This window comes from Staphylococcus sp. IVB6240 (genome assembly GCF_025558425.1).
Taxonomy (GTDB): domain Bacteria; phylum Bacillota; class Bacilli; order Staphylococcales; family Staphylococcaceae; genus Staphylococcus.
The window spans coordinates 1,905,482-1,920,984 of record NZ_CP094718.1 but is presented as its reverse complement, the minus strand read 5'-3'; the positions used below and the strand labels follow the sequence as shown (position 1 = coordinate 1,920,984).

The 15,503-nt window shown below is 34.7% G+C and carries 14 protein-coding genes; 10 read left to right on the top strand and 4 right to left on the bottom strand.

The genetic code is table 11. The features are described from left to right. Positions 1-6 precede the first annotated feature (6 nt). Positions 7-942: a YdcF family protein gene (locus MUA88_RS09665; protein ID WP_262603945.1), complete on the bottom strand. Its 936-nt coding sequence runs from the start codon at positions 940-942 to the stop codon at positions 7-9. Positions 943-1,074: 132 nt separating this feature from the next. Between MUA88_RS09665 and tcaR the strand changes: the two genes are divergently transcribed. The 3 genes from tcaR to tenA all read left to right on the top strand — a co-directional run bounded on the left by tcaR (position 1,075) and on the right by tenA (position 3,850). Next, positions 1,075-1,548: a MarR family transcriptional regulator TcaR gene (gene tcaR, locus MUA88_RS09660; protein ID WP_262603944.1), complete on the top strand. Its 474-nt coding sequence runs from the start codon at positions 1,075-1,077 to the stop codon at positions 1,546-1,548. Between the two features lie 152 nt (positions 1,549-1,700). Then, on the top strand, positions 1,701-3,056 hold the full coding sequence (gene tcaA, locus MUA88_RS09655) for a membrane-associated protein TcaA (RefSeq protein WP_262605476.1): 1,356 nt from the start codon (positions 1,701-1,703) through the stop codon (positions 3,054-3,056). A 107-nt stretch (positions 3,057-3,163) separates the two neighbouring features. Further along, entirely contained in the window at positions 3,164-3,850 is a 687-nt protein-coding gene (tenA, locus tag MUA88_RS09650) for a thiaminase II (RefSeq protein ID WP_262603942.1), read from the top strand. 539 nt (positions 3,851-4,389) lie between these two features. On the opposite strand, the gene MUA88_RS09645 is transcribed toward tenA, so the two are convergent. Then, complete coding sequence (locus tag MUA88_RS09645; protein ID WP_262604648.1) at positions 4,390-5,598, bottom strand: IS110 family RNA-guided transposase; 1,209 nt, start codon at positions 5,596-5,598, stop codon at positions 4,390-4,392. Positions 5,599-5,888: 290 nt separating this feature from the next. After that, positions 5,889-6,497, bottom strand: coding sequence for a hypothetical protein (locus MUA88_RS09640; protein WP_262603941.1), 609 nt, complete (start codon positions 6,495-6,497; stop codon positions 5,889-5,891). A 263-nt stretch (positions 6,498-6,760) separates the two neighbouring features. Between MUA88_RS09640 and MUA88_RS09635 the strand changes: the two genes are divergently transcribed. From MUA88_RS09635 to MUA88_RS09605, 6 genes are all read left to right on the top strand, one after another. Continuing rightward, the gene (locus tag MUA88_RS09635; protein ID WP_262605475.1) at positions 6,761-7,663 is read left to right on the top strand and encodes an alpha/beta hydrolase fold domain-containing protein; all 903 of its coding nucleotides are present in this window, start codon (positions 6,761-6,763) and stop codon (positions 7,661-7,663) included. Between the two features lie 392 nt (positions 7,664-8,055). Further along, positions 8,056-9,294, top strand: a complete 1,239-nt coding sequence (locus tag MUA88_RS09630; protein ID WP_262603939.1) for an MFS transporter — start codon at positions 8,056-8,058, stop codon at positions 9,292-9,294. A 566-nt stretch (positions 9,295-9,860) separates the two neighbouring features. Beyond that, positions 9,861-10,892, top strand: coding sequence for a PTS sugar transporter subunit IIC (locus tag MUA88_RS09620; RefSeq protein ID WP_481906549.1), 1,032 nt, complete (start codon positions 9,861-9,863; stop codon positions 10,890-10,892). 127 nt (positions 10,893-11,019) lie between these two features. After that, a complete protein-coding gene (locus MUA88_RS09615) occupies positions 11,020-11,235 on the top strand; it encodes a hypothetical protein (RefSeq protein WP_346014885.1) in 216 nt (71 codons plus the stop codon). Between the two features lie 241 nt (positions 11,236-11,476). Then, entirely contained in the window at positions 11,477-12,685 is a 1,209-nt protein-coding gene (locus MUA88_RS09610) for an IS110 family RNA-guided transposase (protein WP_262604648.1), read from the top strand. Between the two features lie 97 nt (positions 12,686-12,782). Continuing rightward, positions 12,783-13,553, top strand: a complete 771-nt coding sequence (locus tag MUA88_RS09605) for a lactate/malate family dehydrogenase (protein ID WP_262603936.1) — start codon at positions 12,783-12,785, stop codon at positions 13,551-13,553. Positions 13,554-13,649: 96 nt separating this feature from the next. Here the strand turns inward: MUA88_RS09605 and MUA88_RS09600 are convergent, their stop codons facing one another. Continuing rightward, positions 13,650-14,126 (bottom strand): thioesterase family protein, encoded by a 477-nt coding sequence (locus MUA88_RS09600; RefSeq protein ID WP_262605474.1) that lies wholly within the window; start codon positions 14,124-14,126, stop codon positions 13,650-13,652. A 141-nt stretch (positions 14,127-14,267) separates the two neighbouring features. On the opposite strand from MUA88_RS09600, the gene MUA88_RS09595 reads away from it, so the two are divergent. After that, positions 14,268-15,476: a GTP-binding protein gene (locus tag MUA88_RS09595; protein ID WP_262603934.1), complete on the top strand. Its 1,209-nt coding sequence runs from the start codon at positions 14,268-14,270 to the stop codon at positions 15,474-15,476. Positions 15,477-15,503: the final 27 nt, after the last annotated feature.

Here is a 15,503-nt window from a genome sequence, read left to right as displayed (position 1 = left end):
GTCCTTTTACAATATAGAAAATAAAATGTGTATCAAGACAAAGACAAGCCATGCATATGGATAATGCAATAATACGCCACAATAATCATGAAGATAAGAACGTGCACGATATCGAAGCGGAGAGATAGCACCATAGCCATCAGCTGAAAGTTTAAAGCGCTGTGCGATACGCAATGCACGGAGCAGATGGAAGTCACTCGTCACAATCGTACAATATGCATGGGAAGGAATGGATGGCTGGCTATATTTAATGTTTTCTTGTGTATTCGTTGACTGGTCTTCTAGGGTAATCTGCTCACTTGGAATACCTAGTTGTATTAAGTAATGCTGCATCGCCAGTGCCTCTGAGATAGGTTCATCAGCCCCTTGTCCACCACTCACAATCCAGTTTGTCTTATTATGAGAAATCTTGAATGCGGCATCCAAACGTGCTCGAAGTAATGGAGAAACACTTTCTGTGACAATACCTGCCCCTAATACGAGTAGTATATCAGGTGATTTTTGAGGTTTTGTCTGTCGTAAATACCAAGAAAAGTACAGATAGTAAGGCAAAGTTAATAAAAATACGAGTGATAAAGCGTATAGTAGTTTAAACCAAAAACTGATTACTGGTGGCATGAGCGTGATGAGTAAAAAGCTTCCGAAACATAAACTTGTAACCGCCATGATATAGCAGCTTAGTCGCCATATAAAATGTCGACCGTCTGGGTGTGTCCATAAGGTTTTACGTTGCTTGATGAATAGATATCCTAAAACAAGGAATGCCATAAAAAGACTTGGTAAAGGTAATGAATGTGTTGTAACACTAAGTAATGTAGCTAACATATTGAGCAGTAAAAAAGCTTGGAAATAAGGTAATGATTGATGTCTGTATGGGATATACATCGCCATACTTATTAGAATCAGATATAATAATGTCATAATTGAATGTATGAGTCCCATATCGAACCTCCTTTATGAAATCTATCATACTAGAGTTTTTAGATATAATGGTAGAAATGGGTGGTTTATTTATTAAAAAATGATTGCTAAGATATTGGGGATATGGATATGAAAAACAGAGGAGTGCAAGCCATGTCAAAACATGACATTATGAATCAACACATTCGCTTTATGGGTGAATTTCTAACAAACGTAAATGCTTTAACAGCCGGGGTGTTAAAAGATTTACGTATACAGTATGCGATATCGAATGAACAATCAAGCGTATTATTAATGCTGTCACATGAGAAGGCATTAACTTTAACAGAGATTACAATTAGACAAGGGGTTAACAAAGCGGCAGTGAGCAGACGAGTGAAGAAATTATTAGAATTGGAACTCGTTAAGTTTGCTTATATGAGTGATGATGCAGACAGACGTCTCAAATATATTGAACTGACAAAATATGGCTGGGATTTTGTACATGATTCACGCAATTTAATTACAAATTTAGCGACAGAAGTATTATCCGATATTCCATTAGATGAAATAGAAGAAACACGTGCTGTTCTAGAAAAAATAGATACGCGTTTAAAAGGTCTCGTACAAAAAAGTACATCTTCATAATAGATCATATCGTGGGATTTGCGCGTTTACTTGCAAGGATAAGTCACTGCGAAGAACATCTAATTAGTAGTCAAATTCAATTGATAGATGTTATGATTGTCAATCAGTAATGTACAATCGTGGCTATGTATCAATTAAGAGGAGGTAGACTGATGAAGCAATGTCCATATTGTCACAATCAATTGAATAAACAACAATGTTTGGATTGTGGCGTACAAGTGCATTTCTCTGCAGATCCACCTTCTAAAGAAAGTTCACAAGCGGATAATAAGAAATCAATTAAAAAATGGATTCCATTGATGATTATTGGTTTTCTTAGTGTCTTGTTAGTCATTTTATTTTTATTATTACGAAATTTTAATTCACCTGAAGCACAGGCGAAAATTTTAGTGAATGCGGTTAATAATCATGATACTGCTAAAGTGTCCAACCTGATCAGTACGAAACAAAATAAAGTGGGTCGCCAAGAAGCGGAACGTTATATTACTTTTATTAAGGAAGAAATGGGGATGACATCTTTCGAGAAGAAGGTATTTCACCAGGTGGCACAATTTGATGATAATTCACCCGTTTCATATGTCGTGAAGACGGATAAGGATCAAGATGTTTTACGTATTAGTAAAAATGGTCGACGTTACTTAATTTTTGACAATCTTAGCTTTCAAGCGCCTATGAAAAAAGCAGTGCTTCAGACAGATGCAACAGCGAGTTATGAATTCCAGGCTAATGAAAGTAAGAAGAAAGTCATGGGTAAACAAGGAGAATCTATTGATATTGGCCAATATATCCCGGGAAATTATGTATTAGATACGACTAAGACGACATCACGTGGTACATATCAAGGTAAGTTGAAGTTTAATACAGCATCGAGTGACCATGATACAGTTAAGGTAGAAGAGGATTTTGAAGAAGCACGTATAAAAGTCAATTTAAAAAACGATGCTGCATTAGAGCAAGCATCACGTAAAGTGCAAATCAATGGTGAAACTTTAGATTTAAGAGAAGATGGCACGTATGGTCCATTCCCATTAAATAAAGCTTTAACCATCACAGCTGAAGGTAAATCTAAAGGGAAATCATTCAAGGCAACAACCGCTACGATTGCTGAAGGTGATGTGAAGCAATCCAATGAAGTAACAGTAGAATTTGATGCACAGGAGATTGAAAAGCATAATAAAGCAAAAGAAAAAGATGTTAAAGATAAAATCACGGACTTTATTAAAAAATACACATCGGCACGTAATAAAGCAGGAGAAAATAATAGTATCGTGACTATTAAACCCTATTTATTAGAAAATACAACATTCTATCAATCATTGCAGTCAAGCGTACCGAAACAACAGCAACAGCAAAATCCCAAAGTGACTGATGTGAATCGATCACAAGACTTTTACTCTGTTACTGTTGAATCAGAAACGGGTGAAGGTGATGCTGTTCAAGCGCACTACTTATTACAAGGCGATGATAACGGCAAAAATTTAAAAATCGTTAACTATGAGGCTTATTAAGCAGCATAGTTAACGGTTTTTTATATTGTCATGTTTAAGTTTCTGCTTGCAATTTGATGCGACTTTTGAGATGTTGACATTAATGAAGGAAGGGGTTGGACAGGAAAATGACATTTACAGAAAGATTGTATCAGCGTGTTGCACCGATTTGGGATAGTTATTTAGATCATCCATTTGTGAAAGGGATTGGTAATGGCACCTTAGATAAGGAAAAATTTAAACATTGGCTAAAGCAAGACTACGTATACTTAGTTGACTATACGAGATTATTCGCATTGGGTGTTGCAAAAGCCCGTGATTTAAAGACGATGACATTATTTGGCACATTGGTCCATGAAACGTTACATACTGAGATGCAGTTACATAGAAATTATGCTGCAAAGTTTGGTATTTCTGAACAAGAATTGGAAGAAACATTAGCTGCAAGTACGACAATCGGTTATACGAGTTATATGTTGGATCAAGCACAGCGTGGAGATATTGCGCATGTGGTTGCTGCAGTACTTACATGTACATGGAGTTATAATTATATCGGTCGTGCATTGAATGAAATTGAAGGCGCATCGGAACATCCATTTTATGGTGAGTGGATTGACATGTATAGCTCAAACGACTTTACACAATTATCGGACGCATTGATTGCTATGATGGATGAAATTGCAGAAGGTAAAAGTGAAGCAGAGTTACAGGTGTTAGAAGATATTGTTATACGCACAAGTTATTATGAATATATGTTTTGGGATATGGCAGAAAAGCAGGAAATGTGGTCGATACCAGACCATTTAGGTAAATAAAAAAGGAGTGGGAGAGAGGTTGTGAGAGAAGCGCTTAGAATTTGAGCAGAATTCGAGCGATGAGTAAAATCGCTTTTTGATTTTATCGAATCGCAAAATTCTGTCGAAAATTCTGCTTCTCGAACACTGACAATCGGTTTCCCAGAGCACAAATTTATTATGTCTCAACCCCGTCGTCCCACCCCGGCAAGAGTGACTAGAAGTTTTGCAGTAGCTGATTGATATGTGACTACGTTTATTCAATAAACTTGTCACACATCTAATCATCTTTGCAGGGGAACTACGACAAAATCATTATAAATTTTTATGATTTTTGTAGTGCTCCCAAAGTTTTCAAAAAACGCATTTTCACTTCAGACACCTACTGCCACTATCCTTATTTCTATATTTAAAAGAAAGGAGCTGAGCACTATGTCTCAGCTCCTTTCCTACGATTAGTCAAGCACTTTATTTAAGTGAGTGCTAAAAAAGGCATCACTAAATAAACCTATGTTAGTAAAAAATTTTTGGAATGTGTTATTATGATGGTAGATAGGTTATCAGTGCGGTGACATTCGATAATCGTATTCTTTATTGTTAATAACTAAGTGATGAATAGTTTTTAACAGCTTGTTCACACAAGCAATAACTGCAGTCTTATGGCCTTTTCCATAAGGCTGTTCTTTTAATTTATAATAGTAATCAACAATGTGGTTGGCATATAGTCTTTGTACTTTCAACATGTTTTGTACAATGATGTAAAATAATGACCTTGCACGTTTATTTCCTCGCTTATTTATTTTGTCTTTGTAATGTGTTTTTCCTGATTGATATCTTTTTATATCAATACCAATATAAGCATTCAGCTGTTTATGAGAAGTGAAAGCACGTATATCACCTAGTTCTCCAATTACCATAGCTGCAGTTAACTCTCCAATACCTGGAATAGATGTTAATATTTTAAATTCATCAAGTGTTTGAGCTAAGTCAATAAGTTGAGTTTGAATGGCTAATTGTCTTTCCATTGAATTAAGTAAATCATCAATTGTGTAGATGAGTTTATCTACGAAGAATGAATCAGCGGGTACTGATGGATAACTTTCATTCGTATAAGAAACTAACTTCTCCACATATGAATTTACCTTTTTGTCTGACAATCGTTTATTAGTACTATTAGCGATTAGCTCTTTCAATTTTGATACATTATTAACATCTACATAATCTGGATGTGGAAATAGCTTCGCAACTCTCAACGCGATTTTAGAGTATCTGTCTTTAAATAAAATTTGTAGTTCTGGAAAGGTCATATCTAATAACTGAATCAATGTACTTTTTAAGTATGTCATTTGATTAGAAAGTTCTTCATAATATCTTGTCACTTCTCTTATTTTGATGTGAATATCTTTTATCATATTTTGAGATGGTTGCTTATTATAATGCTTCGCAAGATTTGCCAACTTATGAGCATCTGATTTATCTGTTTTCCATGTTCTAAGTGTATTTGTCATTAACTTAGACTCTAACGGATTCACTATACTGTAAGGGATGTAATTTTCATTACAGAATCTTTCTAGCGGTTTGGAATATATACCTGTTGATTCAAGAAGGATATAAATCCCTGCATATTGTTTTACATAATTCAATAGATTTTCAAAGCCGCTTTTATTATGAATTAATTCAAACTCGTCTATAAAAGTTTCGTTTGAATAATGTGCAATAAAGCTTTTCCCTTTCCCTACATCGATACCAAAATATTCGATATAAATCACTCCTATTCTTTTTATCTAAGAAGCTTTAACTTCACTGACCCTTATTTTTTTCACTTTCCCATACACGATCTCACTGGACCCAACATACTAAAATCGAATTAATAAGGAGAGTGAAGTTCTCCAGTTTTTTATACGGATTCGTTGACCCTCGGAGCTGTTCGGAGCACTTCTCTCTACTACTATTCCATAAACTCAAATAATGCGCTATTGGCAAATTTTAGTAAATAAAAAAGTAGTGAAGTTACCTACCGTCGTAGATTTCTTCACCACTAATCTTAGTATGTTTATACTTATAAACGCATACCGACTTTTCGATTGCGGAAGAATAAGCTGATTAAATAAAGGAACGCAGCAATACCAGTAAAAATAATGGCATTGTGTACGGCGTTTGATTCGGCAAGTAACGATGTCGCCTCAATATTTCCAATGATTGCTTCCAGCGGTGCCAGTGATTCAGACAATTGCGTTGCTGCATTACGAATGATGAATAAAAGACCGACTGGAATGAAAAATACAACTAATGAGATAAGAAAATTAAAAATCTTGAGCAATGTCCGATTAAATACAAGCGTCAAAATAGCTAAAACAATATTAACAAAACATAAAATATAGAAGAGGTTAATAATCCATAATAGGCGTGATAGCTCCTCTTCAAAATTGGATAAGTCCACAAAAGCTTGGCTACTCAATTGTTGTGTAAATTGCTGGAATTGATGATAGTTCACATCTTGATTTAGCAAGTGAGACGTAAACAAAGGATCGCGATACATACTGTAAGCAGCGATAGCAGTGAGTACCATTGCGATTAAAGTTAAAATAAAGCTCACCCAAGAGCGTTGTTTTCTAGTGCGTCGGGCATGATAAACAACTTGTGTATCATGATGCGTCGGTTGGTTCATAAATATCCTCTTTTCTGTATCTAGTCATAGTCAACTTGTCACAATAATGATTTATTATATTATAAGATAACGCAGTTTCAAAGTTATTGTATACGCATATATTAAAATGATGTTCCGTTATGATAAACTGGACAAGATTGAAATCATTATATTCATCAAAGCGGTTATAGAAATCATGAAATTCTATCGACATGCTCTTTCAATTATAGAATGGGCTCATTATAATGGATTTATGATAAAAATTTAAAAAGTGAGGGATCGTATTGAAACGAAATATTATGAGTAAGTTAATGGGGCGTTATTTGTCTCATCAACGACACATGAAGTTTAAGACAGAACCAGAGATACAGGCTTTTTTAGACAAACGTCGCGTGTTGAATGAAGAAAAGCATAAGCAACCAGATCAAATTAATGTTAAATCTAATCTCGTCAAGGACACATTTGATGAGATGCAAGTATTTCGTTTTAATTTCGGTCATCACATTAAAAATAAAATTTTATATATTTATGGTGGTACGTTCGTATTGCAACCTTCTGCTTTCCATTGGCGCTTTATGGACAAGTTGGCATATGAAACTTTACATGAAGTGGTCATGCCAATTTATCCGAAAGCACCTGCCAATACTTATCGTGAAACGCATGCGGCAATTGAAGAAGCGTATCGTCGTCTATTGAAAGAAACAGAACCAGAAAACATTGTGATTATGGGTGATGCATCTGGTGGTAACATGGGCTTGAGCTTTGTTCAAAGTTTATTGAAGCAAGATGAGTTGCCATTGCCTGGAAAACTTTATTTAATTTCACCTTGGTTAGATTTATCACTTTCAAACCCAGATATTACAGAACAAGTACAAAAACAAGATCCAATTCAAAATATCTTTACATTACAAGAAGTTGCAAAAGTATGGGCAGACGACTTGGAACGTAAAGATCCACGAATTTCGCCAATGTACGGTAGTGTACGTGGTTTACCACCTGTTTATATGTTCGGTGGTACAAGTGAAATCTTCTATCCGGATATGTGCCGTTTGAGTAATTATTTTGATGCGGAACAACAACCATTACATTTCTATGAATATAAAGATATGGTAACAGCTTTCCCATTATATCCAATTGTAGAATCGCATAAAGTATTAAAACAAATCCGTAAAACGATTGATCAATAGGTTTAAATAAAGAGCCAACAACAAATCTGAGATTGTTGTGGCTCTTTTATCTTTAAAGGAGAGACTATAAAGATTTCACGAAACAAAAGAGAATTTGGGCTACATCAACAACTCAATTAATAGAAATTACAATTATTATTTCTATTTCTTTATAAATAAATCACAGAAAATATCGACAATCCAAAAATGTAAGCGCTATACTAAATTTAGTGATTTAAATTTAAAGTACTAAATAAAAATTAAAGAGGTGTTTTTATGAAGATAATTAAAAACAAACCACAAGACCAAAATACTAATTTCTCAGTAATGTACAGTGCTAAAAGAACGAATTAAAAATTTTATTGAATGATTGATAGAAAGAGCTTCTTGTTTTTAGCCAAGGCGCTTTCACAATGTCTATCAAGCAAAAATCTAAGGGGGATATTAACATTTTTGCAACATTAAATAAGTATCGGTCTGCGAGAACTTTTTTGATTTTTAGTATATTTTTCTATCTTTCTATGTATGTTTCTAAAACAGTTCATGCACTTTGGTTTGATGAAAATAACGCTTTAGCTTTTTTTGGTTTTTCATATACTATGATGGCTGTTGCAGGATCCCTTTCTTTTTTTACAGGCAAGATAGGAGATATTGTTTCACCTAATTTTGCATTAAAGATAGGGGTCATATTTTATTCAGTAGGATTATTTTTAAGGATTTTCACTCAATCTATGTTAATAGCTGGACTTTCAGGGTTCATTGCAGGATTGGGAGCATCATTAGTTATTATTTCAATGAAATTTTGGATATTATCCATTGGTACAGAAGAAGATAGACCGGCTGTTGCGTCTATTAAAGAAATAAGTTCAAGTATTGGATCTACTATTGGAACGACGGTTTCTGGTATATTAGTTGCTCTTTTAGCATATTTTTTTAGTTCACCTTTATTATGTGTATTAATACTTTCTTCTGTATTTTGTCTTTTTACAGCTTTATTGATTCCTAAGTTCCCTAAAAAAGAGGATAAAGAAAATGGTGAAAATAATAATTCAGAAATAAAATCTAAATTAAAATATAAACCACTTATAGTAAGAACGATTATCTTTGGAGTGGTAGCAGGTTTGTCTATTAGTTTGATTAACCCTTTTGTTCCTATTATCTTGAAAAATCAAGGTATATCAATTTCATTAATTGGATTTTTTATGGCTGTAATAAGTGTAACAGCAATTTTTGCAACACCACTGTTTGGTAACAAAAGTGTAAATAAGCATAAGCGTTGGATATTTTTTGTCTGTGAGCTATTAACAGGGTTAACCATTTTACTCTTTTTACAGAAACATTTAGCTGTGATTGTTTTGGTTATTTTGATTTTAAGAGCGACATTTCAAACTGGATCAATTATTACTCAAGAATTGATGGAGTTAGAAATTTATCCTAAAGAATATCTAGGGTTTTTATTCGGTATTTCTCAATCAGCATTTTTTATAGGAGATGCTTTAGGGGGTGTCATGGGAGGCTATGTGTATGATTTAAATATTAAATATGCTTTAATCATTTGTTCTTCCTTTTTTATTTTGAATTCTATAGCATTCCCCATTTTTTATAAATATATCTTGATTAAAAATAAGGAGAGGGGAAATGTATTACAGTGATTTATCTAGAGAACTCATATGATTAGCTTTTGATAAAATGATATCCCTATTTTCTTCAAGGATAATAATATTGTACTAGAGGAAAAAGTGATTTAATCTTTTGAAGTGGACTTGATTACCTGTATTTCATTCCTGTATTTCATTAAGACGTAGTCCTTTTTTTCTTATAATAAATATGAGGGTATTTTAATTTGTTGAATGCTCATGGCGTACTAAAGTGTATTTGTATCAAAAAAAACTCATGTAACTTTGGATGGTTCACATGAGACAATGGCGTATAGAGTAAGTTATATTTCACCAATGCTTATTACTTTTAGTCGATTGCTGGTCGGAGTAATCGGCTATTTTTTTATATTTATATTAAATTTTCAAAAAATTCCCGTGCAATTAATTAAAGTTTTTAGTAAAATAACTCTTATATATAAATTTTAAAAATAAAGTAGATGTACGGTGGAAAGATTGTCAAAGGATATTTTCACTTTAGTTACAAGTTGTGATGGTGTAATTGATACATAGTTGACGTTGCTAAGCTATCACAAATTTTTAATACTAAGAGGAGAGATTCCATGGATTTATTGATCGGTACGTTATTTTTGGTTTTAGTTCTTGTGATTTTTACTTTATTCACTTACAAAGCACCAAATGGGATGCGCGCAATGGGGGCGTTGGCTAACGCTGCAATTGCGACTTTTTTAGTTGAAGCATTCAATAAATATGTCGGAGGCGAAGTGTTAGGTATCAAGTTTTTAGGTGAACTTGGGGATGCTGCTGGTGGTCTTGGTGGTGTAGCCGCTGCCGGGTTAACAGCACTTGCGATCGGTGTATCACCTGTATACGCACTTGTAATTGCTGCGGCATGCGGTGGTATGGATTTATTACCTGGTTTCTTTGCAGGTTATATGATTGGTTACTTAATGAAATATACAGAAAGATATGTACCAGATGGTGTGGACTTAATTGGTGCAGTACTTATCGTTGCACCGCTTGCACGTTTGATAGCAGCTGGTTCAACACCAGTCGTGAATAATACACTTTTGAAAATTGGAGATATTATTCAAAGTTCAACAGATACCAATCCAATTGTGATGGGAATTATTCTTGGTGGTATCATTACCGTTGTAGGTACAGCACCACTAAGTTCAATGGCATTAACAGCATTACTTGGCTTAACAGGAGTACCTATGGCAATTGGTGCAATGGCTGCCTTTAGCTCAGCATTTATGAACGGTACACTATTCCATCGTTTACGTCTTGGTGACCGAAAAGATACTATTTCTGTAAGTATTGAGCCATTATCACAAGCTGATATTGTATCAGCGAACCCAATTCCAGTTTATTTAACAAACTTTGTGGGTGGTGCAGCAGCTGGGCTTGTTATTGCATTGTCAGGTATGATTAATGATGCAACAGGAACAGCAACACCGATTGCAGGTTTTCTCGTGATGTTTGGTTTTAATGACTGGACGACAGTTGTCATGTATGGTGTCGTTATGGCAATCATAGGACTTATTTCAGGATTTTTAGGTTCTATCGTCTTTAAAAATTATCCGATTGTGACGAAAAAAGACATGATTGCGCGTGGCGCGGCAGATGCATAAAAATATTAAAAAGTCGATTGCATGAGCGATCGGCTTTTTTGGAATATAAATGAACACTTGTATTAAGTAAAAAGATTGATATAGTGTTAATTAATACAATCTTAAAAGTATGAAGGGGATGTTAAAGATGAAGTTAGGATTGATTGGTATTGGAAGAGTAGGGAGTCAGATTTTAACAGATGTACAATATTTAAATTTATTTTCAGATATCGTTGTGATTGATACGAATGAATCACTGGCGAGAGGCGAAGTGTTGGATCATCAGCATGCACAAGGTTTAAAATCTACGAATCATATTAAACATACTAAGATTAGTGGTGAAGAAATCTACGACGGTAGGTAACTTCACTACTTTTTTATTTACTAAAATTTGCCAATAGCGCATTATTTGAGTTTATGGAATAGTAGTAGAGAGAAGTGCTCCGAACAGCTCCGAGGGTCAACGAATCCGTATAAAAAACTGGAGAACTTCACTCTCCTTATTAATTCGATTTTAGTATGTTGGGTCCAGTGAGATCGTGTATGGGAAAGTGAAAAAAATAAGGGTCAGTGAAGTTAAAGCTTCTTAGATAAAAAGAATAGGAGTGATTTATATCGAATATTTTGGTATCGATGTAGGGAAAGGGAAAAGCTTTATTGCACATTATTCAAACGAAACTTTTATAGACGAGTTTGAATTAATTCATAATAAAAGCGGCTTTGAAAATCTATTGAATTATGTAAAACAATATGCAGGGATTTATATCCTTCTTGAATCAACAGGTATATATTCCAAACCGCTAGAAAGATTCTGTAATGAAAATTACATCCCTTACAGTATAGTGAATCCGTTAGAGTCTAAGTTAATGACAAATACACTTAGAACATGGAAAACAGATAAATCAGATGCTCATAAGTTGGCAAATCTTGCGAAGCATTATAATAAGCAACCATCTCAAAATATGATAAAAGATATTCACATCAAAATAAGAGAAGTGACAAGATATTATGAAGAACTTTCTAATCAAATGACATACTTAAAAAGTACATTGATTCAGTTATTAGATATGACCTTTCCAGAACTACAAATTTTATTTAAAGACAGATACTCTAAAATCGCGTTGAGAGTTGCGAAGCTATTTCCACATCCAGATTATGTAGATGTTAATAATGTATCAAAATTGAAAGAGCTAATCGCTAATAGTACTAATAAACGATTGTCAGACAAAAAGGTAAATTCATATGTGGAGAAGTTAGTTTCTTATACGAATGAAAGTTATCCATCAGTACCCGCTGATTCATTCTTCGTAGATAAACTCATCTACACAATTGATGATTTACTTAATTCAATGGAAAGACAATTAGCCATTCAAACTCAACTTATTGACTTAGCTCAAACACTTGATGAATTTAAAATATTAACATCTATTCCAGGTATTGGAGAGTTAACTGCAGCTATGGTAATTGGAGAACTAGGTGATATACGTGCTTTCACTTCTCATAAACAGCTGAATGCTTATATTGGTATTGATATAAAAAGATATCAATCAGGAAAAACACATTACAAAGACAAAATAAATAAGCGAGGAAATAAACGTGCAAGGTCATTATTTTACATCATTGTACAAAACATGTTGAAAGTACAAAGACTATATGCCAACCACATTGTTGATTACTATTATAAATTAAAAGAACAGCCTTATGGAAAAGGCCATAAGACTGCAGTTATTGCTTGTGTGAACAAGCTGTTAAAAACTATTCATCACTTAGTTATTAACAATAAAGAATACGATTATCGAATGTCACCGCACTGATAACCTATCTACCATCATAATAACACATTCCAAAAATTTTTTACTAACATAGGTTTATTTAGTGATGCCTTTTTTAGCACTCACTTAAATAAAGTGCTTGACTAATCGTAGGAATCTGAGCTGTGGTGATTATTCAGATTTAGTCGATGCGGATGTGGTGGTTGTCACAGCAAGTGTTGAGACGGATCCCAATATGCCGGATAGAACGGCACTAACAAAAGGAAATGTGGCAGTTGTCACGGACATTATGAATCGCATTCATGCTGTGACACAGCAACCACTCATTGTTTTTGTATCAAATCCGGTAGATACGATGACCTATATCGCAACACAAGTGAATGATTATCCGAATGAGAAAATTATGGGAACAGGTACTTTACTAGAAAGTGCACGTTTTAGAACATTGATTGCAAACCATTATGGCATTGATCCAAAAAGTGTGGAGGCCTTTGTAATTGGGGAGCATGGGCAACATGCTGTTCCTGTATGGAGTAAGACGACCATCGCGGGTATGCCATTAGATGAGTTTGAGTCATTGTCAAATAAACCTAAAATTGACCGTACCCATATTACACAGCAGATTGATAAAGTTTCTTTTGATGTCTTTTATGATAAAGGATGGACGAATGCAGCTATTTCAAAGACGACTGTAGAATTAGTGAAAAGCTTGGTATTTGATGAAAAATCTATTTTACCACTTTCTTCTATTGTATCAAGCGGGCGTTTAGCAGTCAGCTTGCCGACACTTGTCACACGTCAAGGTGTGGAACAAGTCTTTGAAATTGCGTTGGATGCAACAGAACAGGAACAATTTGATCAGGCGCAAGACTACATTCAGCAAACAATTGACACACATTTTAAACATTAATATGAAAACACCGAATGAGGGTAGTGATGATAGCATGCATGAATTCCAAAAGCAGCTATTGATCATCGTACGTCCTGTTCGGTGTTTCTTTATAGGTTATTTTCGTGGAATGCCAATTTGATGACCTTGTTGTGTAGGCCATGTTTGTTCCCCTTGAGCGTTGTAATAATGTGCTAATTGTTGATAGATGTCTTCTGGATAGGGGGCTGAGCGACGTGTGTCATAATCAATACCCATCATCATCGTTTCACCAGTCGCACATAATGTATCTGTTTCCGTATCGTATAGTTCCATAAAGAAATGCGTTCTTTTGTGATCATAGTCATAAATGCGAACCTTTACATCAATGGTATGATCTTGTTCAACTTCTCGTATATAAGTAATGTGTGTTTCAAGTGTGAAGACTGTATAGTGTCGTGCCTTTCGTTCAGCTGTTGATAGACCGATTTGATCATGGAAGTGGTCGATAGCAAGACTAAAAACACGTGCATATTCGGCATCATTCATATGACCATTGCGATCAATCCAACTAGGATCTACATGAGTTTGATCTATAAAAGGATAATTAAGCATAAAGAGATCACTCCTTTTCATTTAATCTATTTCCAATATAGCATGAAGTAAATTGAAAAACACTTAGGGTTGCGTAATGGAGGAACGGTGTTATATACTTTAAAACGTAATTATTACGATTTAAAAAGGTGGGGCTATATCATGATAGAGAAAAAAGTACCAGTCACAGTATTAAGTGGTTATTTAGGTTCTGGTAAAACAACGTTATTGAATCATATTTTGAATCACCGTGAAGGACGACGCATTGCTGTGATTGTTAATGATATGAGTGAAGTAAATATCGATAAAGACTTAATTGCTGATGGTGGCGGTTTATCACGTACAGATGAAAAGCTTGTTGAATTATCGAATGGTTGTATTTGCTGTACGTTGCGTGAAGACTTATTACGAGAAGTAAAAGCAATCGCAGAACGTGGCGGTATTGATCAAATTGTGATTGAATCAACAGGTATTTCTGAACCAGTTCCTGTGGCACAAACTTTCTCTTATATTGATGAGGAAATTGGTATTGATTTAACAGAGTTATGCCAATTGGATACGATGGTAACAGTAGTGGATGCACATCGCTTTATGAGAGATTATCAATCTGAAGACTTATTGTTAGATCGAGATCAAGCAGTAGGTGAAGAAGATGAACGGACGATTGCAGACTTACTTATCGATCAAATTGAATTCTGTGATGTGCTAATACTGAATAAAACAGACTTAGTTTCTGAAGATGAAATGAATCGATTAGAAGCAATGTTAAGAAAGTTACAACCAACAGCTAAAGTCATTCGAACAGTTAAAGGACAAGTCGACTTAGATGAAGTTTTAGATACAGGCCTCTTTAACTTTGACAAGGCAAGTCAGTCTGCGGGTTGGATTCAAGAATTAGAAGCAGGCGGTCATGAAAACCATACACCAGAAACAGAAGAATATGGTATTTCTTCTTTCGTCTACAAACGACGTCTACCATTCCATGCAGAACGCTTTAATGATTGGTTGGAAAATATGTCTAAAAACATCGTACGTGCAAAAGGTATTGCATGGTTAGCCCAATATAATGAAGTCGCATGTCTCGTATCACAAGCAGGAAGTGTGGTAGATATTCATCCTGTTACTTACTGGGTGGCAGCGATGCCAAAAGCTGAACGAGGCGCTATCCTTCAAGAACGTGAAGATGTTCGTGAAGATTGGGATCCAGAATATGGAGACCGTCAAACACAGCTTGTGGTTATTGGTATAGATTTAGACGAAGCAGCTATTACAAAAGAGCTTGATGATTGCTTATTGAAAGCACATGAAATCGATGCAGATTGGTCACAATTAAAAGATCCATACGGTTGGCAAATTAGACGCCAAGCATAACAGAAAAGCACGATGCCAGTTTTAAAG

Coding starts and splice junctions, on each gene's coding strand:
- MUA88_RS09665 (WP_262603945.1), bottom strand. CDS start 942: ATGGGACTCATACATTCAATTATGACATTATTATATCTGATTCTAATA.
- tcaR (WP_262603944.1), top strand. CDS start 1,075: ATGTCAAAACATGACATTATGAATCAACACATTCGCTTTATGGGTGAA.
- tcaA (WP_262605476.1), top strand. CDS start 1,701: ATGAAGCAATGTCCATATTGTCACAATCAATTGAATAAACAACAATGT.
- tenA (WP_262603942.1), top strand. CDS start 3,164: ATGACATTTACAGAAAGATTGTATCAGCGTGTTGCACCGATTTGGGAT.
- MUA88_RS09640 (WP_262603941.1), bottom strand. CDS start 6,497: ATGAACCAACCGACGCATCATGATACACAAGTTGTTTATCATGCCCGA.
- MUA88_RS09630 (WP_262603939.1), top strand. CDS start 8,056: ATGTCTATCAAGCAAAAATCTAAGGGGGATATTAACATTTTTGCAACA.
- MUA88_RS09620 (WP_481906549.1), top strand. CDS start 9,861: ATGGATTTATTGATCGGTACGTTATTTTTGGTTTTAGTTCTTGTGATT.
- MUA88_RS09615 (WP_346014885.1), top strand. CDS start 11,020: ATGAAGTTAGGATTGATTGGTATTGGAAGAGTAGGGAGTCAGATTTTA.
- MUA88_RS09600 (WP_262605474.1), bottom strand. CDS start 14,126: ATGCTTAATTATCCTTTTATAGATCAAACTCATGTAGATCCTAGTTGG.
- MUA88_RS09595 (WP_262603934.1), top strand. CDS start 14,268: ATGATAGAGAAAAAAGTACCAGTCACAGTATTAAGTGGTTATTTAGGT.